This window comes from Streptomyces sp. NPDC058955, assembly GCF_042741435.1.
GTDB lineage: Bacteria > Actinomycetota > Actinomycetes > Streptomycetales > Streptomycetaceae > Streptomyces.
The window spans coordinates 1-24023 of record NZ_JBHYKM010000011.1; the positions used below are offsets into that span (position 1 = coordinate 1).

At 72.9% G+C, this 24023-nt stretch carries 14 protein-coding genes; 10 read left to right on the plus strand and 4 right to left on the minus strand.

Annotation, left to right across the window (positions count from 1 at the left end):
• Window positions 1-219 precede the first annotated feature (219 nt).
• Window positions 220-2865, minus strand: coding sequence for a SpoIIE family protein phosphatase (locus tag ACFW1I_RS07305; protein WP_384666921.1), 2646 nt, complete (start codon window positions 2863-2865; stop codon window positions 220-222).
• A gap of 269 nt (window positions 2866-3134) precedes the next feature.
• Between ACFW1I_RS07305 and ACFW1I_RS07310 the strand changes: the two genes are divergently transcribed.
• The 10 genes from ACFW1I_RS07310 (at window position 3135) to ACFW1I_RS07355 (ending at window position 17974) form a co-directional block, all read left to right on the plus strand.
• The gene (locus ACFW1I_RS07310) at window positions 3135-8639 is read left to right on the plus strand and encodes a HAMP domain-containing protein (protein ID WP_384666924.1); all 5505 of its coding nucleotides are present in this window, start codon (window positions 3135-3137) and stop codon (window positions 8637-8639) included.
• 301 nt (window positions 8640-8940) lie between these two features.
• Window positions 8941-9615: a response regulator gene (locus ACFW1I_RS07315; protein ID WP_319008733.1), complete on the plus strand. Its 675-nt coding sequence runs from the start codon at window positions 8941-8943 to the stop codon at window positions 9613-9615.
• Between the two features lie 116 nt (window positions 9616-9731).
• The gene (locus ACFW1I_RS07320) at window positions 9732-12551 is read left to right on the plus strand and encodes a DNA translocase FtsK (protein ID WP_384666927.1); all 2820 of its coding nucleotides are present in this window, start codon (window positions 9732-9734) and stop codon (window positions 12549-12551) included.
• A 253-nt stretch (window positions 12552-12804) separates the two neighbouring features.
• Window positions 12805-13626, plus strand: coding sequence for a helix-turn-helix domain-containing protein (locus ACFW1I_RS07325; RefSeq protein WP_384666930.1), 822 nt, complete (start codon window positions 12805-12807; stop codon window positions 13624-13626).
• 84 nt (window positions 13627-13710) lie between these two features.
• Window positions 13711-15234 carry a 30S ribosomal protein S12 methylthiotransferase RimO gene (rimO, locus tag ACFW1I_RS07330; RefSeq protein WP_384666934.1) on the plus strand — a complete coding sequence of 508 codons (1524 nt, stop codon included), beginning with the start codon at window positions 13711-13713 and terminating at the stop codon, window positions 15232-15234.
• Window positions 15231-15905 (plus strand): CDP-diacylglycerol--glycerol-3-phosphate 3-phosphatidyltransferase, encoded by a 675-nt coding sequence (gene pgsA, locus ACFW1I_RS07335; protein WP_384666936.1) that lies wholly within the window; start codon window positions 15231-15233, stop codon window positions 15903-15905. Before rimO ends, pgsA begins: the two co-directional genes overlap by 4 nt.
• Window positions 15902-16423 (plus strand): CinA family protein, encoded by a 522-nt coding sequence (locus ACFW1I_RS07340; RefSeq protein WP_384666939.1) that lies wholly within the window; start codon window positions 15902-15904, stop codon window positions 16421-16423. Before pgsA ends, ACFW1I_RS07340 begins: the two co-directional genes overlap by 4 nt.
• Window positions 16424-16532: 109 nt before the next feature.
• Window positions 16533-16916: a helix-turn-helix domain-containing protein gene (locus ACFW1I_RS07345; protein WP_030495036.1), complete on the plus strand. Its 384-nt coding sequence runs from the start codon at window positions 16533-16535 to the stop codon at window positions 16914-16916.
• 197 nt (window positions 16917-17113) lie between these two features.
• Window positions 17114-17584: a Dps family protein gene (locus ACFW1I_RS07350; RefSeq protein ID WP_384666942.1), complete on the plus strand. Its 471-nt coding sequence runs from the start codon at window positions 17114-17116 to the stop codon at window positions 17582-17584.
• A gap of 135 nt (window positions 17585-17719) precedes the next feature.
• Entirely contained in the window at window positions 17720-17974 is a 255-nt protein-coding gene (locus ACFW1I_RS07355; RefSeq protein ID WP_384666944.1) for a hypothetical protein, read from the plus strand.
• Here the strand turns inward: ACFW1I_RS07355 and ACFW1I_RS07360 are convergent.
• The 3 genes from ACFW1I_RS07360 to ACFW1I_RS07370 all read right to left on the minus strand — a co-directional run.
• Window positions 17922-18686, minus strand: coding sequence for an SDR family NAD(P)-dependent oxidoreductase (locus ACFW1I_RS07360; RefSeq protein WP_384666947.1), 765 nt, complete (start codon window positions 18684-18686; stop codon window positions 17922-17924). The genes ACFW1I_RS07355 and ACFW1I_RS07360 overlap by 53 nt on opposite strands.
• Before the next feature lie 32 nt (window positions 18687-18718).
• Entirely contained in the window at window positions 18719-19537 is an 819-nt protein-coding gene (locus tag ACFW1I_RS07365) for an Fpg/Nei family DNA glycosylase (RefSeq protein ID WP_384666950.1), read from the minus strand.
• A gap of 110 nt (window positions 19538-19647) precedes the next feature.
• On the minus strand, window positions 19648-24023 hold a 4376-nt coding region (locus ACFW1I_RS07370), incomplete at its 5' end, for a helicase-related protein (RefSeq protein ID WP_384666952.1).

Below are 24023 nucleotides of genomic sequence, written 5' to 3' on the forward strand. Positions count from 1 at the left end.
GCTGTCACTCATACGGCGACCACCGAGATATACACTTGGACTTTGGTCGGCAGCGACAGTTGTGTATAAGAGACCGGGACAACGGTTCGATTCCGTTAAAGGGCTCAGCGCGACGGCCCCCGCCATTGGGGGGGGGCCTTCTTGCGTTTGTGGCGCGAAAGCGTGAAGGCGGGAAGTGCGGCCGGCGTCTCCTCCCCCGGAGATGCCGGCCGCACCGGGTCAGCTGGGGTCCGGTTCCTGCAGGCGCATCGTCAGGATGGCCATGTCGTCCGAGGCGGGGGCGTGGGCGAAGCGTTCGACCGCGCGGAGGATGCGGCCGCCGACGGCGCCGGCCGTCAGGCCCGTACAGGTCCTGAGGGCGTCGGCGAGGCCGTCGTCGCCCAGCATGCGGGTGCCCTCGCGGCGCTCGGTGACGCCGTCCGTGACGCAGAGGAGGACGTCGCCCGGGTCGAGCGTGAAGGTCTCCTCGTACAGCTCCAGGTCCTCCAGCACGCCCAGCAGCGGCTGGGGTTCGGCGGCCGGGGTGACCGTGCCGTCGGGGCGGAGGCGCAGCGGGAGCGGGTGGCCCGCGCAGACGACCCTCAGGATCGCCGAGCCGTCGGGCTGCGGGCGCAGCTCGCCGTACAGGAGGGTCAGGAAGCGGCTGCGGGCGCCCTCGTCGAGGATGGCCGCGTTCAGGCGCTCCAGGACGGCGGGGCCGCCGAAGCCCTCGCGGGCCAGCAGGCGCAGGGCGTGCCGGGCCAGGCCCGTCACGGCCGCGGCCTCCGGGCCCGTACCGCAGACGTCGCCGATGGCGAAGCCGTACACGTCGTCCCGGATCGGGAAGACGTCGTAGAAGTCGCCGCCGACCTCGTTCCCCTCGCCGGCCGCGCGGTAGATCACGTCCACCTCGACGCCGGGGATCTTGGGGAGCTCGGGCGGCAGGAGGCTGCGCTGGAGGGACTGGCTGATGGCGTTGCGCTCGGAGTACAGGCGCGCGTTGTCCAGGGCCAGGGCGGCCCGGCGCGAGAGGTCCTCGGCGAGCTCCAGGATCTCCTGGCGGAAGTGGTCCTCGGCCGGGCGGCCCAGGGTCAGCATGCCGATCACCCGGTTGCGGGCGACCAGCGGCAGGACGACCGTCTCGCCGGCGACCGCGCCGGCCGTGGCCAGCGCGGTGTCGATGCCGGAGGAGAGCGGGCTGCCCAGGTTCTCCAGCTCGCGGGCCGAGGCGGCCAGCGCGGCCCGGTGGGCGGCGTCGCCCGGGGCCGTCCACAGCCGGGCGCCGGGGGACGGCACCGGGTCGGGCGGGGCGATGGAGTGCAGCAGGGCCTTCAGGCCGTCGATGCGGTCCTCGTCCTCGTGGAGCACGTACGAGAGGTACGGGTCGGAGGCCGGGTCGGCGATCGTGTAGACCGCGCACCAGGTGGCCAGGGTCGGGACCGTCATCTGGGCCATCAGGGCCAGGGTCTGGTCGCGGTCGAGGGTGCCGGCCAGCAGGTCGGACGCCTCGACGAGGAAGCTGAGGGAGCCGCGGCGGAGGCGTTCCAGCTCGCCCAGCCGGGCGGACTCCACGGCCAGGGCGATGCGGTCGGCGGCGAACTGGAGACGGAGGGCCTCCTCGTTCGAGTAGCGGTTCGCTGCCTCGGCGGCGACGCCCAGGGAGCCGGTGAGGCGGCCCTCCACCTTCAGCGGGACGGTGACCACCGAGCGCATGCCGGTGCCTTCGAGGAGGGGCACGGCGCCGGGGACGGCGGCCAGGTCCTCGTGGACCGCGGGCATGCGGGCGGAGCCGTAGCGGCTGGCGCCGGTCTCCACCGGGACGCGGGCGAAGCGCTGGCGGGCCGCCGGGAGGCCGGTCGTCGCCCGGACCTCCAGCTCCGTCTCGTCGTCCGTGGCCAGCAGGAGGAAGGCGGCGTCGCCGTCCAGCATGTCCCGGGCCCGCTCCACCGTGCGCTGCAGCAGGCCGTCCAGGTCGTCGGGGGCGGGGGAGCCGATGAAGACCTCGAAGGGGTCCGTGCTGCGGCTCTCCGCGCCGGGGTCGGCGGCCGGTCGCTGCGGGGTCTGGAGGACCGCCCGCTCGTCCTCCCGCACCAGGAGGCAGACCGTCGACGGGTCGCCCGCCGCGTCACGGACGCGCAGGTGGGAGGCGTACACGGGAATCACGCGGCCGTCGGCGCGGCGGAGCCCGTAGCTGCCCTCCCAGCGGGAGAGGCGGAGGGCCTCGACCAGGCCGGTGCCGATGCCCGGGGTGTGCGGCCAGGCGGCGAGGTCGCCCAGGGGCTTGCCGGTGACCTGCTCGGGGGCGTACCCGAAGAGTTCCTCGGCGTCCTCGTTCCAGGAGGTGATGGCGCCGCCGCGGTCGATCTGGACGACGGCGACGCGGACCCGGCTGTCGGCGACCGGGAGGAGGGCGTCGGGGAGGATCGGGCCGGCCGAGCGGGTGCCGACCGGGCGCTGGGGGAGGTCCAGGTGGAACCAGACGTGCTTGCGGGTGGGGGAGTAGTCGACGCCCCAGCGGTCGGCGAGGGCGGCGCAGAGGAGCAGGCCGCGGCCGTTCTCGCGGTCCGGGCTCGCGATCGTGCGGCCGCTCTGGACCGGGATCTCGCGCTCCGGGTAGCGGTCGGCGACCTCGACGCGGATGCTGTCCTCGGAGCGCAGGCAGAGGACCTCCGCGGCGGTTCCGGCGTGCACCACGGCGTTGGTGACCAGCTCGCTCGTGAGGACGACGGCGTCGTCCACGAGCTCCGGGTGCCCCCAGCCCTGGAGGGTGTCCCGGACGAAGGCCCGGGCGGCGGCGACGGACCGTCCGACGGGGTCGAAGGTGGCAGTCGCCCGCGCGGTGATCACAGCACTCCTCGTACGCGTCTCGACGCCCGGCTCCGCCATGCTCGGTCTGCCCCTCCCGCTGCCCGGTGGTCGTACGCGCTCCACACCGCCCCCGCCGGGCGGACCGGGGCGGCTGGACAGCCGGATGCCAGGTTACTTACCTTCACCGTCCCCGCGGATGCCGGTCCGCGCTGTTTCCGCCCTCAGGGGGTGGGGACCTTGTGCGAAGCTGCCGAACTGTTATCGCCTGGTTCGGTCGCGGTGAAACACTGGGAATGCTTCGGTGGGAGCCGGAGCGGAACGGTCGAACCCCTTTCGGGAGGGACACGGTGGAGTCTGGCACGGCGGCGCGACGGGGCGGCGGCAGCGGCACGCGCGCGAGGGGCGGGCGTTCCCGTGGGGGGACGGTGCAGGTGGACGTGGCCGCGCTGGAGCGGTTGCTGTCCGCGCTCGTGTCGATGCGCGACGGGAACCTGCGGCGGCGGCTGACCGTCTCCGGCGACGGGGTGATGGCCGAGATCGCGGCCGTCTTCAACGAGGTCGCGGACCGGCAGATGCACGTCACCGGCGAGCTGTCGCGGGTGCGGCGGGTGGTCGGGCGCGAGGGCAAGCTGTCCGAGCGCCTGGAGGCCGGGGCGACCGAGGGGGCCTGGGCGGCGGCCATCGAGGCGGCCAACGCGCTCGTCGACGATCTGGCGCGGCCGGTGTCCGAGGTGAGCCGGGTGCTGACGGCGGTCGCCGAGGGCGACCTCGAACAGCGGATGGACCTGCGTTCGGAGGGTTCCGACGGGACGGTGCGGCCGCTGCGCGGGGAGTTCCTGAAGGTCGCGCGGACCGTCAACCACCTCGTGGACCAGCTGTCGGTCTTCGCGTCCGAGGTGACCCGGGTGGCCGTCGAGGTGGGCACCGAGGGCATCCTCGGCGGGCAGGCGCACGTCCGGGGCGTGTCCGGGTCGTGGAAGGACCTCACGGACTCCGTCAACACCATGGCGAACCAGCTGACGGCACAGGTGCGGGACATCGCGCTGGTGACGACGGCGGTGGCGAACGGCGATCTGTCGCAGAAGGTCACGGCGAACGTGGCCGGCGAGATGCTGTCGCTGAAGAACACCGTGAACACGATGGTGGACCAGCTGTCGTCGTTCTCGTCCGAGGTGACCCGGGTGGCCCGCGAGGTGGGTACGGAGGGCGAGCTCGGCGGTCAGGCCGAGGTCGCCGGGGTCGCGGGCGTGTGGAAGGACCTGACCGACTCCGTCAACACGATGGCGGGCAACCTCACCAATCAGGTGAGAGGGATCGCGGAGGTGACGACGGCGGTCGCCAACGGCGACCTGTCGCAGAAGGTCACCGTGAGCGCGCGCGGCGAGATCGCCCAACTCGCCGACACCATCAACCAGATGACGGAGACGCTGCGGACCTTCGCCGACGAGGTGACCCGGGTGTCGGGCGAGGTCGGCGCCGAGGGTCTGCTCGGCGGTCAGGCGCAGGTGCCGGGCGCGGCGGGCACCTGGAAGGACCTGACGGACTCGGTCAACACCGTCTTCCGGAACATCACCACGCAGGTGCGGGACATCGCGCAGGTGACGACGGCGGTGGCGAACGGCGACCTGTCGCAGAAGGTCACGGTGGACGTGGCCGGCGAGATGCTGGAGCTGAAGAACACCGTCAACACCATGGTGGACCAGCTGTCCGCCTTCGGTTCCGAGGTGACCCGGGTGGCCCGGGAGGTCGGCGTCGAGGGCCGGCTGGGCGGGCAGGCCCAGGTGCCCGGCGCCGCCGGCACCTGGAAGGACCTCACCGACTCGGTGAACAACGCCTTCCACAACCTGACCGGTCAGGTGCGGGACATCGCGCAGGTGACGACGGCGGTGGCGAACGGCGACCTGTCGCAGAAGGTCACGGTGGACGTGGCCGGCGAGATGCTGGAGCTGAAGAACACCGTCAACACCATGGTGTCGCAGCTGTCGTCCTTCGCCGACCAGGTCACGCGGATGGCCCGGGACGTGGGCACCGAGGGCCGGCTGGGCGGTCAGGCGCGGGTGGACGGGGTCTCCGGCCGCTGGCGCGAGCTGACCGACTCGGTGAACTTCATGGCCGGCAACCTCACCTCGCAGGTGCGGCAGATCGCGCAGGTGACCACGGCGGTCGCGCGCGGCGACCTGTCGCAGAAGATCGACGTGGACGCGCGCGGCGAGATCCTGGAGCTGAAGAACACCATCAACACGATGGTCGACCAGCTCTCCGCGTTCGCGGACCAGGTGACCCGGGTGGCCCGCGAGGTGGGCACCGACGGGCGGCTCGGCGGTCAGGCGCAGGTGCCGGGCGTCGCCGGCGTGTGGCGGGACCTCACCGACTCGGTGAACGGCATGGCCGGGAACCTGACGGCGCAGGTGCGGAACATCGCGCAGGTCGCCACGGCGGTCGCGCGCGGCGACCTGTCGCAGAAGATCGACGTGGACGCGCGCGGCGAGATCCTGGAGCTGAAGAACACCCTCAACACGATGGTGGACCAGCTGTCGTCCTTCGCGGACCAGGTGACCCGGGTGGCCCGCGAGGTGGGTACGGAGGGCATCCTGGGCGGCCAGGCCGAGGTGCAGGGGGTCTCCGGCACCTGGAAGGACCTGACCCAGTCGGTGAACTTCATGGCGAACAACCTGACCTTCCAGGTCCGGAACATCGCCGAGGTCACCACCGCCGTGGCCCGCGGCGACCTGTCGAAGAAGATCACCGTCGACGCCAAGGGCGAGATCCTGGAGCTGGTCACCACCGTCAACACGATGGTGGACCAGCTGTCGAACTTCGCCGACGAGGTGACCCGGGTGGCCCGTGAGGTGGGCACCGAGGGCATCCTCGGCGGCCAGGCCCGGGTGCGCGGGGTCACCGGCATCTGGAAGGACCTCAGCGACAACGTCAACCTGATGGCCAACAACCTGACCAGCCAGGTGCGGAACATCGCCCGGGTCTCCTCGGCGGTCGCCAACGGCGATCTGACGAAGAAGGTCACCGTCGAGGCGCGCGGCGAGGTCGCCGAACTCGCCGAGACCGTCAACACGATGGTGACGACCCTGTCATCGTTCGCCGACGAGGTGACCCGGGTGGCCCGCGAGGTGGGCACCGACGGCATCCTCGGCGGCCAGGCCCGGGTGCCGGGCGTCTCGGGCACCTGGAAGGACCTCACCGAGTCGGTGAACTCGATGGCCGACAACCTGACCGGTCAGGTGCGGCAGATCGCCACGGTCGCCACCGCCTTCGCCAAGGGCGACCTCACCAAGAAGATCGACATCGACGCGCGCGGCGAGATCCTGGAGCTGAAGAACACCCTCAACACGATGGTCGACCAGCTGTCGAACTTCGCCGAGGAGGTCACCCGGGTGGCCCGCGAGGTGGGCACCGACGGACAGCTCGGCGGCCAGGCCCGGGTGCGGGACGTGGAGGGCACCTGGAGCGACCTCACCGAGTCCGTGAACGAGATGGCCGGGAACCTCACCCGGCAGGTGCGGGCCATCGCGGCCGTCGCCACCGCGGTGACCCGCGGCGACCTCAACGTCAAGATCGACGGCGTCGACGCGGCCGGCGAGATCCAGGCGCTGCAGGACAACATCAACACGATGATCGCCAACCTGCGCGACACCACCCTCGCCAACGACGAGCAGGACTGGCTCAAGTCGAACCTGGCCCGGATCTCCGGCCTCATGCAGGGCCGCCGGGACCTCGACGACGTCGCCTCGCTCATCATGAGCGAGCTGACGCCGGTGGTCTCCGCCCAGCACGGCGCCTTCTTCGTGGCGACGCCGACCGGCTCCGCCAACCACGACACCGAACTCGTCGGGGAGGGCGACGGCTCGTACGAGCTGCGCATGCGCGGGAGCTACGGCTACTCCGCCGGCTCCATGCCGACCTCGTTCCGCCCCGGCGAGACCCTCATCGGGACGGCGGCGGAGGAGAAGCGGACCATCCAGGTCAACGTGCCGCCGGGCTACCTCAAGATCTCGTCCGGGCTCGGCGAGGCGTCGCCCGCGCACGTGATCGTGCTGCCGGTGCTCTTCGAGGGGAAGGTCCTCGGCGTCATCGAGCTGGCCTCCTTCCAGCCGTTCACGCAGATCCAGCGGGACTTCCTCAACCAGATCGCCGAACTGATCGCGACCACGGTCAACACCATCAGCGTCAACACCAAGACCGAGGTGCTGCTCCAGCAGTCGCAGGAGCTGACCGAGCAGCTCAAGGAGCGGTCGGCGGAGCTGGAGCACCGGCAGAAGGAGCTGCAGAACTCCAACGCCGAGCTGGAGGACAAGGCCGAGCTGCTGGCCCGTCAGAACCGGGACATCGAGGTCAAGAACACCGAGATCGAGGAGGCCCGGCAGGTCCTGGAGGAGCGCGCCGAACAGCTCGCCGTCTCCATGCGCTACAAGTCGGAGTTCCTGGCCAACATGTCGCACGAGCTGCGCACCCCGCTCAACTCGCTGCTCATCCTGGCCAAGCTGCTCGCGGACAACGCGGAGACCAACCTCACCCCGAAGCAGGTGGAGTTCGCCGAGACCATCCACGGCGCCGGCTCCGACCTGCTCCAGCTCATCAACGACATCCTCGACCTGTCGAAGGTCGAGGCGGGCAAGATGGACGTCTCGCCGACCCGGATCGCCCTCGTCCAGCTCGTCGACTACGTGGAGGCGACCTTCCGGCCGCTCACCGCGGAGAAGGGCCTGGACTTCTCGGTCCGGGTCTCGCCCGAGCTGCCCGCCACGCTCCACACCGACGAGCAGCGGCTCCTCCAGGTGCTGCGCAACCTGCTGTCCAACGCGGTGAAGTTCACCGACTCCGGAGCGGTCGAGCTGGTGATCCGGCCGGCCGGCGCGGACGTGCCGCAGTCCATCCGGGAGCAGCTGCTGGAGGCCGGGGCGCTGCGCGACGCCGACGCCGATCTGATCGCCTTCTCGGTGACCGACACCGGCATCGGCATCGCGGCCAGCAAGATGCGGGTCATCTTCGAGGCGTTCAAGCAGGCCGACGGCACCACCAGCCGCAAGTACGGCGGTACGGGCCTCGGGCTGTCGATCAGCCGGGAGATCGCCCGGCTGCTCGGCGGCGAGATCTTCGCGGTGAGCGAGCCCGGCCGCGGCTCCACCTTCACGCTGTACCTGCCGCTGAACCCGACCGAGGTGCCGCCGCACGGCTACGGGCAGGGCGAGACGGACGACGAGCGGCAGGAGGCCGAGGGGCCGGCCGGGGACACCTTCCCGCACTTCCCGCCCGCTCCCGTGCGGAGCGACGCGCGGTCCGGGGCCGGGGCGCTCTTCCGGCACCGGCGGAAGGCCGGGCCGGCCGCCGAGACGCCCGTCCCGGGCGGGGCCCGGAGCGCGGTGCCCGGGCAGCCGGGCCCGCAGGGGCAGGAGGACGCCTCCGCGTTCGCCGGCGGGGAGGCGGAGGAGGCCGCCGCGGAGCCGCGCCGCACCTTCTCCTTCTCCGGCGAGAAGGTCCTCATCGTCGACGACGACATCCGCAACGTCTTCGCGCTCACCAGCGTGCTGGAGCAGCACGGGCTCGCGGTGCTGTACGCGGAGAACGGGCGGGAGGGGATCGAGGTCCTGGAGCAGAACGACGACGTGACGGTCGTTCTGATGGACATCATGATGCCGGAGATGGACGGGTACGCGACGACGACCGCGATCCGGCGGATGCCGCAGTTCGCCGGGCTGCCGATCATCGCGCTCACCGCGAAGGCGATGAAGGGGGACCGGGAGAAGGCGATCGAGTCGGGCGCCTCCGACTACGTCACCAAGCCGGTCGACCCGGACTATCTGCTGTCCGTCATGGAGCAGTGGATGCGGGACGCGTGACGGTCCGCCGTCCGGTGCCGGAGCCCCTGCGGGGCCGGTGCCGGACGGCGTACTCCCGCCGCCCGCGTGTGAGACCGTCCGGGACGGGGAACCTTCTCGACCCGCGCCCCGTTTCCGAACTGTGCACAGTGACATCACGGTGACAGGGTGTGGCGACGTGCGGGGTGCGGCTACGATGACCGGCACAAGGACGGACGGCGCCAGGAAGCCGTCCTCCGGGGCGGCGCCCGGTGCTTCCCCCGGTTCCGGCAGCGGTTCCGGAAGCCGGGTCGAGCCGTTGCCGGGACGAGGAGGACGGGGCATGGTGCAGAAGGCCAAGATCCTCCTGGTCGATGACCGGCCGGAGAATCTGCTGGCGCTGGAGGCCATTCTCTCCGCGCTCGATCAGACCCTGGTGCGGGCATCGTCCGGGGAGGAAGCGCTCAAGGCGCTGCTGACGGACGACTTCGCGGTCATCCTGCTCGACGTCCAGATGCCCGGCATGGACGGCTTCGAGACCGCCGCGCACATCAAGCGGCGCGAGCGGACCCGGGACATCCCGATCATCTTCCTCACCGCGATCAACCACGGTCCGCACCACACCTTCCGCGGGTACGCGGCGGGCGCGGTCGACTACATCTCCAAGCCGTTCGACCCGTGGGTGCTGCGGGCGAAGGTCTCGGTCTTCGTCGAGCTCTACATGAAGAACTGCAAGCTGCGCGAGCAGGCGGCGCTGCTGCGGCTCCAGTTGGAGGGCGGCGGCGAGGGCGGCCAGGGCAAGGAGGCCGCCGGGCTGCTCGCCGAGCTGTCCGCCCGGCTGGCCGCCGTCGAGGAGCAGGCCGAGGCGCTCTCCAAGCAGCTCGACGACGAGTCGGCCGACGCGGCGGCCGTCGCCACCGCCGCCCATCTGGAGCGCAAGCTCACCGGGCTGCGGCGGGCGCTGGACGCGCTGGAGCCGGGCACCGGCGGCGCGCCCTCGCTGCCCGCGCAGGGCTGAGGCACCGTCACGGGACGGCCGGATCGTGATGACCGGCCGTCAGCTTCGGGCCGGGGCAAGGGCGACACGTTCGGGTGAGGCGGACAGCCCGGCCGCTCACCGGTAACCTCAGCATCATGGCTTCACGTACGTCCGGCAAGGGTTCTCAGGGCACCGCACCATCGCGCGCCGGCCGGACGACGGGCGGCGCGAAGAAGGCGGCGGCCAAGTCCACGGCGAAGTCCCCGGCCAAGCCGCCGGCGAAGAAGACGCCGGCCAAGAAGGCCGCGCCCGCCAAGCGCGCGCCCGCGAAGAAGACCGCGGCGAAGCGGCCGGCGGCCCGGCCGGCGCCGTCCCCGACCGGGGGCGTGTACAAGGTGGCCCGCGGCGCCGCGCACGGCGTCGGCGCGATGTTCCGGGGGATAGGGCGGGGGGCCAAGGGGCTCGACCCCGCCCACCGCAAGGACGGGCTCGCCCTGCTGCTGCTCGCCGCCTCGCTGATCGTCGCCGCCGGCACCTGGTCGCATCTGGAGAACCCGGTCGGCGACCTGGTCGAGATGCTGGTCACCGGCGCCTTCGGCCGGCTCGACCTGCTCGTCCCGCTGCTGCTGGGCGCCATCTCCTTCCGGCTCTTCTGCTATCCGGAGCGGCCCGAGGCCAATGGCCGGATCGTCATCGGGCTGTCCGCGCTCGTCATCGGCGTCCTCGGGCAGGTCCACATCGCCTGCGGTTCGCCCGGCCGGGACGCCGGGGCGGAGGCGATGCAGGACGCGGGCGGGCTGATCGGCTGGGCCTCGTCCCAGCCGCTGGTCTTCATGACGGGGGAGGCGCTGGCCGTCCCCCTGTTGGTGCTGCTCACCCTCTTCGGGCTGCTCGTCGTCACCGCCACCCCGGTCAACGCGATCCCGCAGCGGCTGCGCGCCCTCGGCGTCCGGCTCGGACTCGTCGAGCCCGCGTACGAGGAGACCGCCGAGGAGTACGCGGACCAGGAGCCGTACGAGGAGGACTGGCGGGAGGCGCCGCCGCGCGCCGCCCGGCCGGCCCGGCGCCGCACCGGCGGCCCGGCCGATCCGTACGACGTGGACCGCGCCGAGGCGGAGGCGCTGGACCGGCGCGGCCGGACCGCCCGGCCCCGGACGGCGGCGCCCGAGCACGACCACGGCCTGGACCCGGTGGACGTGGCCGCCGCCGCGGCGGCCGCGCTCGACGGCGCGGTGCTGAACGGGATGCCGCCGTCGCCGCTGGTCGCCGACCTGACCCGGGACGTGACCGCCGAGCGGGACGCGGCGCTCGCGGGGGCCGGCGGGGCGACGGACGAGGCCACCGGGCCCGTACCGCCGCTGCCGAAGTCGCCGCCGAACGTGCCGACCGCGCGGGGCGGCGACAAGCGGGCGGCGGGCGGGCCCGTACCCGACCTGACCAAGCCGGCGCCGGAGCCGACGGACCTGCCGCCGCGGGCCGAGCAGCTCCAGCTCTCCGGCGACATCACCTACTCGCTGCCCTCGCTGGACCTGCTGGAGCGGGGCGGGCCGGGGAAGACCCGGTCGGCGGCGAACGACGCCGTGGTCGACGCGCTGTCGAACGTCTTCGTCGAGTTCAAGGTGGACGCGGCCGTCACCGGCTTCACCCGCGGTCCGACGGTCACCCGGTACGAGGTCGAGCTCGGGCCCGCCGTGAAGGTCGAGAAGATCACCGCCCTGACGAAGAACATCGCCTACGCGGTGGCCTCGCCGGACGTGCGGATCATCTCGCCGATCCCCGGCAAGTCCGCGGTCGGCATCGAGATCCCCAACAGCGACCGCGAGATGGTCAACCTCGGGGACGTGCTGCGGCTCGCGGACGCGGCCGGCGACGAGCACCCGATGCTGGTCGCGCTCGGCAAGGACGTCGAGGGCGGCTACGTGATGGCCAACCTGGCGAAGATGCCACACGTCCTGGTCGCCGGCGCCACCGGCTCCGGCAAGTCCTCGTGCATCAACTGCCTGATCACCTCGGTGATGATAAGGGCGACCCCGGAGGACGTCCGGATGGTGCTCGTCGACCCCAAGCGGGTCGAGCTCACCGCCTACGAGGGCATCCCGCACCTGATCACCCCGATCATCACCAACCCCAAGCGGGCCGCCGAGGCGCTCCAGTGGGTGGTGCGCGAGATGGACCTGCGCTACGACGACCTGGCCGCCTTCGGCTTCCGGCACATCGACGACTTCAACCAGGCCATCCGGGACGGCAAGGTGCAGCTGCCGCCCGGCAGCGAGCGCGAGCTCAAGACGTACCCGTACCTCCTGGTGATCGTCGACGAGCTCGCCGACCTGATGATGGTCGCCCCCCGGGACGTCGAGGACGCCATCGTCCGCATCACCCAGCTGGCCCGCGCGGCCGGCATCCACCTGGTGCTCGCCACCCAGCGGCCGTCGGTGGACGTCGTCACCGGTCTGATCAAGGCGAACGTGCCGTCCCGGCTCGCCTTCGCCACCTCCTCGCTCGCCGACAGCCGGGTCATCCTCGACCAGCCGGGCGCCGAGAAGCTGATCGGCAAGGGCGACGGCCTGTTCCTGCCGATGGGCGCGAACAAGCCGACCCGGATGCAGGGCGCCTTCGTCACCGAGGCCGAGGTCGCGGCCGTCGTGCAGCACTGCAAGGACCAGATGACGCCGGTCTTCCGGGACGACGTCACCGTCGGCACCAAGCAGAAGAAGGAGATCGACGAGGAGATCGGCGACGACCTCGACCTGCTGTGCCAGGCGGCCGAGCTGGTCGTCTCGACGCAGTTCGGCTCCACGTCGATGCTCCAGCGGAAGCTGCGGGTGGGCTTCGCGAAGGCCGGCCGGCTGATGGACCTGATGGAGTCGCGGAACATCGTGGGCCCGAGCGAGGGCTCCAAGGCGCGGGACGTCCTCGTCAAGCCGGACGAGCTGGACGGGGTGCTCGCGGTGATCCGCGGCGAGTCGGGGGAGTGACCGGGCGGGAGGCGTGGGGCGGCCGGGGCGGGGTATCCGTTCGAGACCGGGCCGAGACTCACTCGTAAGGGAACCGGGGGCAACCGTTTCCCCTGGCCGTACGTCAAGTTGGACGGAGGGACAGAAGGATGTCCCATCCTCGCGGAGTACAGCCTCATGGCGTACAAACCGAACCCGCCCGGTTGCCCCACCCTTTCGTACCACCCATAGACTGAACGTCCAGCAGGTGGCTACACGCTCGAAAGGCGCTCTCGTGTCCATCGGCAACTCCCCCGAAGACGACCGGACGTTCCCGTCAGACGACCGGGAACCGATCGGTCGCACCCTTCAGCAGGCCCGCATCGCCGCCGGCCTCAGCGTCGAAGAGGTCAGCGCCTCCACCCGTGTCCGGATCCCGATCGTGCACGGCATCGAGGAGGACGACTTCTCGCGCTGCGGCGGCGACGTCTACGCGCGCGGTCACATCCGTACGCTCGCGCGCGCCGTCGGGCTCGATCCGGCGCCGCTGATCGAGCGGTACGACGCCGAGCACGGTGGCCGTCCCGCGCCCACCCCCGCCGCCCCGCTCTTCGAGGCGGAACGTATCCGCCCCGAGCCCAGGCGGCCCAACTGGACCGCGGCCATGGTCGCGGCGATCGTCGCCGTCGTCGGCTTCGTCGGCTTCACCATGTTCAACGGCGCCGAGGAGCCGAAGGGGACCACGGCCGCCGAGGGCGGCCCGGCGCCCGCCCCGGAGAAGGCGACCTCCGCCGCCAAGCCCAAGCCGGTCAAGCCCGCCCCGAAGCCGACCGGGAGCGCCATCGCCGCCGTCCCGGCCGACAAGGTCACCGTCAAGCTCACCGCCGACGGCAAGAGCTGGATCTCGGCCAAGGCGTCCGACGGCGAGATGCTCTTCGACGGCTTCCTCCAGGAGGGCGACACCAAGACCTTCCAGGACGACGAGCAGGTCGATCTCGTCCTCGGCAACGCCGGCGCGATCGAGCTCTACGTGAACGGCAAGAAGGTCTCCGAGAAGTTCGAGGACGGCCAGGTGGAGCGGCTCAGCTACACCAAGGGCGACCCCGAGGCCGGCTGAGCCCGGTGCGTCCGGTGTGACCTCCGTCGCGCAGGTGAACCCTGAGCGACGGGGTCACGTCCGGGACGAAGTAGTCTTGAGTCCATGCCCGAACGCCGTACCGTCGCCCTTGTCACTCTCGGCTGCGCCCGTAACGAGGTGGACTCGGAGGAGCTCGCAGGCCGCTTGGCAGCGGACGGCTGGGAGCTCGTCGAGAACGCCGAGGACGCAGACGTCGCCGTCGTCAACACCTGCGGCTTCGTCGAAGCCGCCAAGAAGGACTCCGTCGACGCCCTCCTCGAAGCCAACGATCTGAAGGATCACGGCAAGACCCAGGCCGTCGTCGCCGTCGGCTGCATGGCCGAGCGCTACGGCAAGGAGCTGGCCGACGCCCTCCCCGAGGCCGACGGCGTGCTCGGCTTCGACGACTACGCCGACATCTCCAACCGCCTCCAGACCATCCTCAGCGGTGGCAGCGTCGAGGCGCACACCCCGCGTGACCGGCGCAAGCTCCTCCCGCTCTCCCCGGTCGACCGCCAGCAGGCCGCCGCCGAGGTCGCCCTGCCCGGCCACGGAGCCGCCGAGGAGCCGCAGAACGTCCCGGGCGACCTGCCCGAGGGCCTCGCGCCCGCCTCCGGCCCGCGCGCCCCGCTCCGCCGCCGCCTCGACCGCAGCCCCGTCGCCTCCGTGAAGCTGGCCTCCGGCTGCGACCGCCGCTGCTCCTTCTGCGCCATCCCGTCCTTCCGCGGCAGCTTCGTCTCCCGCCGCCCCTCGGACGTGCTCAACGAGACCCGCTGGCTCGCCGAGCAGGGCGTCAAGGAGATCATGCTGGTCTCCGAGAACAACACCTCGTACGGCAAGGACCTCGGCGACATCCGCCTCCTGGAGGGCCTGCTGCCCGAGCTCGCCGCCGTCGACGGCATCGAGCGCGTCCGGGTCAGCTACCTCCAGCCCGCCGAGATGCGTCCCGGCCTGATCGACGTGCTGACCTCCACCGACAAGGTCGTGCCCTACTTCGACCTGTCGTTCCAGCACAGCGCCCCGGACGTGCTGCGCGCCATGCGCCGCTTCGGCGACACCGACCGCTTCCTCGACCTGCTCGCGACGATCCGCGAGAAGGCCCCGACGGCCGGCGCCCGCTCCAACTTCATCGTCGGCTTCCCCGGCGAGACCGAGGCCGACTTCGCCGAGCTGGAACGCTTCATCACCCACGCCCGGCTCGACGCCATCGGCGTCTTCGGCTACTCCGACGAGGACGGCACCGAGGCCGCCACGTACGAGCACAAGCTCGACCAGGAGGTCGTGGACGCGCGCCTCGCCCACCTCTCCCGGCTCGCCGAGGAGCTCACGGCGCAGCGCGCCGAGGAGCGGATCGGAGAGATGCTGGAGGTACTGGTGGAGTCCGAGGACGAGGAGGACGGCTGGATCGGCCGCGCCGCCCACCAGGCACCCGAGACGGACGGGCAGGTGCTGCTCACCGACGGTGGTGGCGCGGGCCTCGACCTGGCTCCGGGCCTTATGGTCAGGGCGAAGGTCGTGGGCACCGAGGGCGTCGACCTCGTGGCGGAGTACTGCGACGTTCTGGGGAGCGACCCCCAGACCCCCGTTGCCGAGGAGGTGGGCAGATGACCGGAGTCCCGGCATCCGCGACGGGCGGGACCGGAAGGCCCGCGCCCCGCGGCAAGCTGGGCACGGCGGCCGTGAACCCCGTCAGCGTGTGGAACATCGCCAACATCCTCACCATGATCCGGCTCGTCCTCGTGCCGGGCTTCGTGGTGCTGCTGCTCCAGGACGGCGGGCACGACCCGGTCTGGCGGGCCTGGGCGTGGGCGGCGTTCGCCGTCGCCATGATCACGGACGTCTTCGACGGACATCTGGCCCGCACGTACAACCTGGTCACGGACTTCGGGAAGATCGCCGACCCGATCGCCGACAAGGCGATCATGGCCGCCGGACTGATCTGCCTGTCGGGGCTCGGCGACCTGCCCTGGTGGGTGACGGTGGTGATCCTGGCGCGCGAGCTGGGGATCACGCTGATGCGCTTCTGGGTGATCCGGCACGGGGTCATCCCGGCCAGCCGCGGAGGCAAGATGAAGACGCTCGCCCAGGGCACGGCGGTCGGCATGTACGTGCTGATGCTCACCGGCCCGCTGGCGACGCTGCGCTTCTGGGTGATGGCGGTGGCGGTCGTGCTGACCGTCGTCACCGGTCTGGATTATGTGCGACAGGCGGTCGTCCTGAGGCGCCGGGGGCTCGCGGCCGAGCGGGCCGCCGCCCGCGCGGAGACGTCGGCGCGATGAGCGAGGCGGCCCGGGTGCTCGCCCTGCTCGTGGAGCGGGGCCACACGCTGGCCGCCGCCGAGTCGCTCACCGGGGGGCTGGTGGCCGCGGAGCTGACCGGGGTGCCCGGGGCGTCCCGGAGTTTCCGCGGTTCGGTGACCGCCTACGCGACCCCCCTCAAGCACGAGCTCCTCGGGGTGGACGCCGGCCTGCTGGACGAGCGCGGGGCGGTGGATCCCGAGGTCGCGGTGCAGATGGCACGGGGTGTACGGGACCGGCTGGGCGCCGACTGGGGGATGGCGACGACCGGGGTCGCGGGGCCCGATCCGCAGGACGGGCAGCCGGTCGGCACCGTCTACGTGGCGGTCGCCGGACCCGCCACGACAGGCGCGGCGGCCGGGAAAGTGGTGTCGTTGAGATTGAACGGCGACCGCGCGGAAATCCGTAGAGAGAGCGTGCGGAGCGTGCTGGAACTGCTCCACGCGGAACTCTCGGAAAATGCGCGGGCACAGGATACGGAACAGAACGGGGGGAATTGATGTTTGCAGCCCAGAGAGAACACGACATCGCTCCCCGCACGGCCGCGGCGCGAGGCGGTACGGTGGGGCGTGAAGGATGCGGCTACGCGGTCCGAGGAGGGAGCCACCGATGATCCTGCTCCGTCGCCTGCTGGGTGACGTGCTGCGTCGGCAGCGCCAGCGCCAGGGCCGTACTCTGCGCGAAGTCTCCTCGTCCGCCCGAGTCTCGCTCGGCTATCTCTCCGAGGTGGAGCGGGGGCAGAAGGAGGCTTCCTCCGAGCTGCTCTCCGCGATCTGCGACGCGCTGGACGTACGGATGTCCGAGCTCATGCGCGAAGTGAGCGACGAACTGTCGCTGGCCGAACTGGCCGAGTCGGCAGCGTCGAGCGAACCGGTGCCGGCGCCGGTCCGTCCGATGCTCAATTCGGTGTCGGTGACGTCGGTGGCCGGTGTGCCCACCGAGCGGGTGACCATCAAGGCGCCCGCGGAGGCCGTGGACGTCGTCGCCGCCTGAAACCGAACGGGTCGAAGCCCCGGTCGGTGCCCCCTGGCGGGGGTGCCGGTCGGGGCTTCGTCGTGTCGCCCCGGCGTCCTGGGTGTCTTTTCGTCCTGGGCGGTGTTTTGTCGTTCTGGGTGTTTTGTTTGAGATGCCGGTTTCCGGACAGGCGTGCCATGGTGGGGGATACGTACGACTGGTTGGAGAGAATCCGTATGTCTGTCGTGAAGAGCCCGCTGTCCGACACCGACCTCAAGACGGTCGGCCACGCCCTCCAGGGCGCCCTGGTCGACCTCCTCGACCTGGCGCTGGTCGCCAAGCAGGTGCACTGGAACGTCGTCGGACCGCGCTTCCGCTCCGTCCATCTGCAGCTCGACGAGGTGGTGGACACCGCCCGGACGCACTCCGACACGGTGGCCGAGCGGGCCTCGGCGGTCGGGGTCAACCCGGACGGGCGGGCGGCGACGGTGGCCTCCACCAGTGCGATCGGCGCGGTGCCGGAGGGCTGGATCAAGGACGAGGAGGCCGTGCGGATCCTGGTGGCCTCGCTCGGCGCCGTCATCACCCGGATGCGGGAACGGGTGGACGCCACCGCCGACCCCGATCCCGTCAGCCAGGACATCCTCATCGGCCTCACGGCCGACCTCGAGAAGCATTCGTGGATGTTCCAGGCGGAGAGCGCCTAGGCGGCCGGGGTGGCGAGCGGTGCCGCGCGCGGGGGCGTCCGCCGGATCGTGCGCGGGGTGCGCGCCGGGACTGACACCGGTGCGCCCTCCCGCCGGGTGATCCTGCCGGTCTAGCGTCGAGCGCAGGAGGCGGCCATGGTACGGCGACGGGTTCCGCTGGTGACGCTCACGCTGATCGCGGTCGGACTGGTGGTCGGGGGGCTCTGGTGGTGGGCGGTGCTGCGCCTGCTGCTGGTTCCGGGAGAGTCCGGCGTGGTCGAGGGGGCGGTGGCGGCCGGCGGCTGGGGGCTGAGCCTGCTGCCGGTGCACGTGGCCGCCTCGTCCCGGCCCGCGCGTCTCACCAGGGCATGGCGACGCCGCCGTTCGGGCGCAGGATCTGGCCCGTCGTGAACGAGGAGGCGTCGCAGGCGAGATGGAGGACCGCGTGGGCGATGTCCTCGGGCTCGCCGACCCGTCGCAGCGGGGAGTGACGGACCATCGCGGCCTCGGCCTGCTCCTGGGCGGCCGGCTCGTGGCGGTCCGTCATGGGGGTGCGCACCCAGCCGGGGGCGACCGCGTTGACCCGGATGCCGTACCGTCCCGCCTCGACGGCGAGCGTCTTGGTGAGCTGGACGACGGCGGCCTTGGCGACGCTGTAGCAGAGCAGGCCGGGGCTCGCGGTGTCCATCGCGCCCGAGGCCATGGTGACGATCGACCCCCGGGTGCCGGTGGCGATCATCGAACGGGCCGCCTCCTGGCAGGCGTGGAGCACGCCCTTGAAGTTCACGGCGAGGACGCGGTCGAGGTCCTCGTCGCGGGTCTCCAGGACCGGGCTGGTGTGCATGATCCCGGCGACCGCCGCCATGACGTGCAGGGGGCCGGCGGCGGCCACGGCGGCGGCGAGCGCGGGCCGGTCGGTCACGTCGAGGGGGTGGACGCGGGCGGTGCCGCCCTCCCGGGCGATCAGGGCGGCCGTCTCCTTCAGTCCCGGCTCGTCGCGGTCCGCCAGGTGCAGGGTCGCGCCCGCCCGGGCGAGGAGGACGGCGCTCGCGCGGCCGATGCCGCTCGCGGCGCCCGTCACGAACGCGGTGCGGCCGGTGAGGTCGTACGCCGAGAGGCTCATGGAGGGACCGTACGACCGGATCTGACGGACCGTCAATTGCCTGTCGGGCGGGGATCCGGGGATGTGCTCACGGGGCCGGGCTGGCAGGCCGGGCACCAGTACGTGACCCGGTCGCCCAGCTCCGCCCTGCGGACGGCGGCTCCGCAGCGCAGACAGGGGCGGCCCTCGCGTCCGTAGACGTGCAGCGGGGTGCCGGGGCGGCGGGTCGTGGTGGTGCGCCGGTCCGGGCGGTCCTTGTTCGCCTCCAGCAGGCGGTGCGCGGTCGCCACCAGGCGGGGCGGGACGTCGGGCGCCAGCTCGCCGACCGGGAGCCACGGGCTGACGGCCGCCAGGAACGCCAGCTCCGACTTGTACACGTTCCCGATGCCGGCGAGGTTGCGCTGGTCGAGCAGGGCCTCGCCGAGCGGGCGGGACGGGTCGGCGAGGAGACGGCGGACCGCCTCCTCCGGGTCCCAGTCCGGGCCGAGGAGGTCGGGCCCCAGATGGCCCACCGCCCCCGACTCGTCTGCGGTACGGATCAGCTCCAGGACCGGGAGGCGGTATCCGTACGCGGTGTACCGCTCGTTCCCGAGGACGGCGCGGATCTGGTGCCCGGGGCCGCCGCGCGGGCGCTCCCCGGTCGCGTACACCTTCCACGCCCCGTCCATCCGCAGATGCGAGTGGAGGGTGAGCCCGCCGTCGATCCGGGTCAGCAGGTGCTTGCCGCGCGGGGTGACGTCCAGGACCGCGCGGCCGGTGAGGTCGGCCGTCGCGAACCGGGGCACCCGCAGGTCCGCGCGGGTCAGGACCTGGCCGGCCAGCGCCTCGTGCAGCCGATGGGCGACCTGCCAGACGGTGTCTCCTTCGGGCATGGGCGGTCCTTCGCGAGGGGGCGGACTGGTCGGGAGGTTGGGCGGGTCGGGCGGTCCGGTGGTCTGGTGGTCTGGTGGTCTGGTGGTCGGGCGGTCCGGCGGTCCGGTGGTCAGGCTCTCAGGCGGAGGCCGCGGGGGGTGGCCACGAAGCCGGAGGTCTCCAGGGGGCGGGCCAGGGGGGAGGTCAGGGCCGTCGCGCCGTTGATCCGTTCCACCGTGACCGTGCCCAGCGCGCCCGCCCGCGCGGCCTCGGCCAGGGCTCCGGACGCCGCCGTCAGGGCCGGGTCGTCCGGCTCCGTCGGCCAGGACAGCACCGACTTGCCGCCGCGCTCCACGTAGAGCGTCAGTTCGCCGTCGACCAGGACGACCAGGGCGCCCGCCTTGCGGCCCGGCTTGTGGCCGGCCCCGGTCGGCGGCTCCGGCCACGGCAGCGCCGCCCCGTACGCGTTCGCCGGATCGGCGGCGGCCAGCACCACCGCGCGCGGGCCCGCGCCCGCCTCGGCGCCCCGGTCCCGGGCGGTCGCCGCCGCCCGCAGCCGGTCCACGGCCCCGTCCATCGCGAACTGGGCCGCGCCCAGCCCCTCCACCACATAGCCCCGCCGGGCCTGGCCGCTGTCCTCGAAGGCCGACAGGATCCGGTAGACGGCCGAGAAACCGCCCTCGACGCCCTCGGCGGCCACGGCGCCGCGGGTCACCACCCCGTGCCGGTCCAGGAGGGTGCGGGCCAGCGCGTGCGCCCGGTGGGTCGGCTCGGGCTCCGCGGGCGGCAGCAGCGCCCAGCGGCCCGAGACCGTCGGCGGGCCCGAGCGCGAGGCCGGGCGGGTGGCGCCCAGCGCCCCGAACCGCCCGCGCGGCACCGTGCGGCGGGCCCGGTGGGCGGTCGACCCCGCCGTGCGCCCCGAGCCGAGGAGGGCACGCAGCGGCGCCAGGGTGTCGTTGGTGAGCCGGCCCGACCAGGCCAGGTCCCACAGGGCGTCGGCGAGCTGCGGGTCCGTGGCGTCCGGGTGGGTGGTGATCCGGACCTGGTCGGCGATCTGCCGGAAGAAGAGGCCGTACCCGCCGGACAGGGCGGTGAGCACCGACTCGTGGAGCGCGGTGAGCTCCAGCGGGTGCGGCGGGGGCAGCAGCAGCGGCGCCGCGTCCGCCAGGTAGAGCGACACCCAGCCGTCCTTGCCGGGCAGCGAACCGGCCCCGGCCCAGACCACCTCGCCGGTGGTGGTCAGCTCGTCCAGCATCGCCGGGGAGTAGTCCCGGACCCGGGACGGCAGGACCAGCTTCTCCAGCGCCGAGGCCGGCACCGGCGCGCCCTGGAGCTGCTCCACCGCCCGGGCCAGGCCGTCGATCCCGCGCAGACTGCTGCCGCCGAGGTGCTGCCACTGGGGCAGGAAGGTCGCCAGCGCCGCCGGCGGCACCGGCTCCAGCTCGTGCCGCAGGGCCGCCAGGGAGCGGCGGCGCAGCCGGCGCAGGACGGCCGCGTCGCACCACTCCTGGCCGATGCCCGAGGGGTGGAACTCCCCCTGGACGACCCGGCCCGCCGCGGCGAGCCGCTGGAGCGCCCCGTCGGTGACCGCGGCGCCCAGACCGAAGCGGGCCGCCGCCTGCGAGGAGGTGAACGGGCCGTGGGTGCGGGCGTACCGGGCGAGGAGGTCGCCGAGCGGGTCCTTGACCGGCTCGGTGAACGCCTCCGGCACACCGACCGGGAGCGCCGTGCCGAGCGCGTCCCGCAGCCGGCCCGCGTCCTCGATCGCCGCCCAGTGCTCGGTGCCCGCGATCCGCACCGCGATGGCGCGGCGGGACCGGGCCAGCTCCCGCACCCAGCCCTCGTCGGCGCCGCGCGCGGCCAGCTCGGCGTCGGTCAGCGGGCCGAGGACCCGCAGCAGGTCGGCGACGCCCTCACGGTCCTTGATCCGCCGGTCCTCGGTGAGCCACTGGAGCTCCCGCTCCAGCTCCGTCAGCACCTCCGGGTCGAGCAGTTCCCGCAGCTCCGCCTGGCCGAGCAGCTCGGCCAGCAGCCGCGAGTCCAGGGACAGCGCGGCCGCCCGGCGCTCGGCGAGCGGGGAGTCGCCCTCGTACAGGAACTGCGCCACATAGCCGAAGAGCAGCGAGCGGGCGAAGGGGGAGGGCTCGGGGGTGGTGACCTCGACGAGACGGACCCGGCGGGCCTCGATGTCACCCATCAGCTCGGTCAGCCCGGGCACGTCGAAGACGTCCTGGAGGCACTCGCGCACGGCCTCCAGGACGATCGGGAACGAGCCGAACTCGCTCGCCACCTGGAGCAGCTGCGCGGCCCGCTGCCGCTGCTGCCAGAGCGGGGTCCGCTTCCCGGGGTTCCGCTTCGGCAGCAGCAGGGCCCGGGCGGCGCACTCGCGGAACCGGGAGGCGAACAGCGCGGAGCCGCCCACCTGGTCGGTGACGATCTGCGCGATCTCGCCCTTGTCGAAGAGCGTGTCCGCGGCGCCGACCGGCGCCTGGTCGGCGTCGTACACCGTGTCCTGGTGGCGGCTCGGGTCGACCGGCTCGTGGTCCAGCAGGTCGAGCCCCATGTCGAGGCCCATCAGATCGGCGTCCGGCAGCCGCAGCACGATGCCGTCGTCGGCGTGCATCACCTGTGCGTCCATGCCGTACCGCTCGGCGAGCCGGGCGCCCAGCGCCAGTGCCCACGGCGCGTGCACCTGCGCCCCGAACGGGGAGTGGACGACGACCCGCCAGTCGCCCAGCTCGTCCCGGAACCGCTCCACCAGGATCGTGCGGTCGTCCGGCACGTGGCCGCACGCCTCGCGCTGCTCCCTCAGATACGCCAGGACGTTGTCCGCCGCCCAGGCGTCCAGGCCCGCCGCGATCAGCCGCAGCCGGGCGTCCTCCTCGCCGAGCGCGCCCAGCTCGCGCAGGAAGGCGCCCACCGCGCGGCCCAGCTCCAGCGGACGGCCCAGCTGGTCGCCCTTCCAGAACGGCAGCCGGCCCGGCACGCCGGGCGCCGGGGACACCAGGACCCGGTCGCGGGTGATGTCCTCGATCCGCCAGGAGGTGGTGCCCAGCGTGAAGACGTCGCCGACCCGCGACTCGTACACCATCTCCTCGTCGAGCTCGCCGACCCGGCCGCCGCCCTTCTTCGGGTCGGCCCCGGCCAGGAACACGCCGAACAGGCCCCGGTCCGGGATCGTGCCGCCGGAGGTGACGGCGAGCCGCTGGGCGCCGGGGCGGCCGGTGACCGTGCCGGCGACCCGGTCCCACACCACGCGCGGGCGCAGCTCGGCGAAGGCGTCCGAGGGGTAGCGGCCCGCGAGCATGTCCAGCACGCCGGTGAAGGCCGATTCGGGGAGGGAGGCGAAGGGCGCGGCCCGGCGCACCACCGTCAGCAGGTCGTCCACCTGCCAGGTGTCCAGGGCGACCATCGCGACCAGCTGCTGCGCCAGCACGTCGAGCGGGTTGGCCGGGATCCGCAGCGACTCGATGGAGCCGGAGCGCATCCGCTCGGTGACCACGGCGGCCTGCACCAGGTCGCCGCGGTACTTCGGGAAGACCACGCCCGTGGAGACCGCGCCGACCTGGTGCCCCGCGCGGCCGACGCGCTGGAGCCCGGAGGCCACGGAGGGCGGCGACTCGACCTGGACCACCAGGTCGACCGCGCCCATGTCGATGCCGAGCTCCAGGCTGGAGGTGGCGACCACGGCGGGCAGCCGGCCCGCCTTGAGGTCCTCCTCGACCTGGGCGCGCTGCTCCTTGGAGACCGATCCGTGGTGGGCGCGGGCGAGCAGCGGCGGAGCGCCCTTCGCGGCTCCGGACTGGGCCATGATCTCGGCGGGCGGGGCGCCTTCCGGGGCGGGTTCCCCGGTCGCCCGCTCGTAGGCGATCTCGTTCAGCCTGTTGCAGAGCCGCTCGGCGAGGCGCCGGGAGTTGGCGAAGACGATCGTGGAGCGGTGCGCCTGGACGAGGTCGGCGATCCGCTCCTCGACGTGCGGCCAGATCGACGGCTTGTCCCCGCCGTCCTTGCCCTCGGAGGCGGGGGAGCCGCCCAGCTCGCCCATGTCCTCCACGGGCACGACGACGGAGAGGTCGAACTCCTTGCCCGACGGCGGCTGCACGATCTCCACCTGGCGGCCGGGGGAGAGGAAGCGGGCGACCTCGTCGACCGGGCGGACCGTGGCCGACAGGCCGATCCGGCGCGCGGGCCGGGGCAGCAGTTCGTCGAGCCGCTCCAGGGTGAGGGCGAGGTGCGCGCCGCGCTTGGTGCCGGCGACCGCGTGGACCTCGTCCAGGATGACCGTCTCCACCCCGGCCAGCGCCTCCCGGGTGGCCGAGGTCAGCATCAGGAAGAGGGACTCGGGGGTGGTGATCAGGATGTCCGGCGGCCTGGTGGCGAGGGCGCGGCGCTCGGCGGCCGGGGTGTCGCCGGAGCGGATGCCGACCCGCACGTCCCGCGCCGGGCCCCCCCGCCCGCCGGACCCCCGGCCGGTGGCCGGGCGCGGCGAGCCGGGGGTGCGCGCCA